Source organism: Nonomuraea sp. B10E15 (assembly GCF_039871615.1).
In the GTDB taxonomy this organism is placed as follows: domain Bacteria; phylum Actinomycetota; class Actinomycetes; order Streptosporangiales; family Streptosporangiaceae; genus Nonomuraea.
This window is the reverse complement of the sequence record NZ_JBDPMB010000057.1, coordinates 1-1,529: the sequence shown is the minus strand read 5'-3', so window position 1 is coordinate 1,529 and position 1,529 is coordinate 1. Positions and strand designations below refer to the sequence as shown.

The following is a 1,529-nucleotide window of genomic DNA, read 5'->3' as shown; positions in this document are numbered from 1 at the left end:
CTAGTACGGCAGCCGCCATTTGCTGTGTGAGCTGGGACGACGTGGTGCCGGGCCAGTGTGAGTTTCTGGTGGGATACCCATACAACGAGAGCAGCCGCTCGTGATCATGTCTGTGTGACGAGAACAAGATCCAAAGCGGCTGCTGCCATCATCGTAGAGGCCAGGCAGGTGCAACGGAACCTCGACGACCTCATGGGCGCGCTGGCCCCGATGTTCCCCCGGATCGAACCGCGGCTGCAGGCCACGAAGTACGTCCGGGCCGTGATGTCCGAGCTGCCTCGGCGCAACGGCTGGACGATCGCCGAGTGGATCGGTGACCGCCGTCCGGACGCCACCCAACGCCTGCTGAACCGGGCCCGATGGGACACCGCGGGCGCGATGAGCGTCGTCCGCCGGTTCGCCGTGGCCGGGCTCGATGCCGCCGCCCGGCCGGGCAGCCTGACCGTCGGCGTCCTGGACGAGTCCGGCCAGGAAAAGAAGGGCACGGCCACGGCAGGCGTCAAACGCCAGCACATGGGCTGCGCCGGCGGCATCGACAACGGCATCAACACCGTCTACCTCGCCTACGTCCGCGCCGGGGCAGGGCACACGCTGATCGGCGCCCGGCAATGGATTCCCGCTGAGCAGATCAGCGACCCGGTCACCGCCATCACCACCGCTCTGCCGCTTGACCTGGACTTCGCGACCAAGGGCGAACTGGCCATCGGCCTGCTACGCGAGGCCTACGCCGACGGCGTGCGCCTGGACTTCGTGACCGGGGACGAGGTCTACGGCGCCTGCACCAAGCTGCGCACCTTCCTGGAGAACCACGGCCAGGCCTACGTGCTGCGCATCCGCACCACCTTCACCCTCACCCTCGGCGGCGGCACCTGCCTGACCTGTGAACAAGCCGTGGCCAAGCACCTGCGGCCCAAGCGCCGGTGGACCATCCGCTCAGCCGGGCCCGGTTCCAAGGGGGAACGCACCTATGCCTGGGCGTGGATCGCCACCGCCAGCCCTGCCCACTTCCTGCTGGTCCGCAAGCACCGCACCACCGGTGAGCTGGCCTTTCACTACTGCTTCGTGCCCGCCGGTCAGCCGGCCACCCTGGCCCGCCTCGTCTCAGCCGCCGGGTTGAGATGGCCGGTGGAGGAGAGCTTCCAGGCCGGCAAGGACCTGTTCGGCCTGGACGAGTCCCAGGTCCGTCTCTATGAGGCACTACTGCGGCACCTCGTGCTGGTCATGGCCGCCCTGGCCGTCTGCGCGGTCACCGCCGCCGCAGCCCGGCATGGAACCGACACCCAGGCCCGCCACCCCACCCATCCCGATGAAGCGCCGCCTGCCGACCCCGGCCTGACCCCACTAACGGTCGCCGAGGTCAAGCGCCTGTTCAACGCCGACACCGGACATCCACCGACGCTGGAACACACCCTCCACTGGTCGACCTGGCGACGCCGCCATCAAGCCCGCGCCCGCTGGTTCCATCACCGAGCCCGCCTGACCACCGCCTATCTCCAGGTCAACTAACGAATGGCGGCTGCCGTACTAGG

General features: G+C 68.7%; 1 protein-coding gene. It reads left to right on the top strand.

The features are described 5' to 3' along the window. Window positions 1-114: 114 nt before the first annotated feature. On the top strand, window positions 115-1,506 hold the full coding sequence (locus ABGB14_RS49945) for an IS701 family transposase (protein ID WP_347650952.1): 1,392 nt from the start codon (window positions 115-117) through the stop codon (window positions 1,504-1,506). Window positions 1,507-1,529 lie beyond the last annotated feature (23 nt).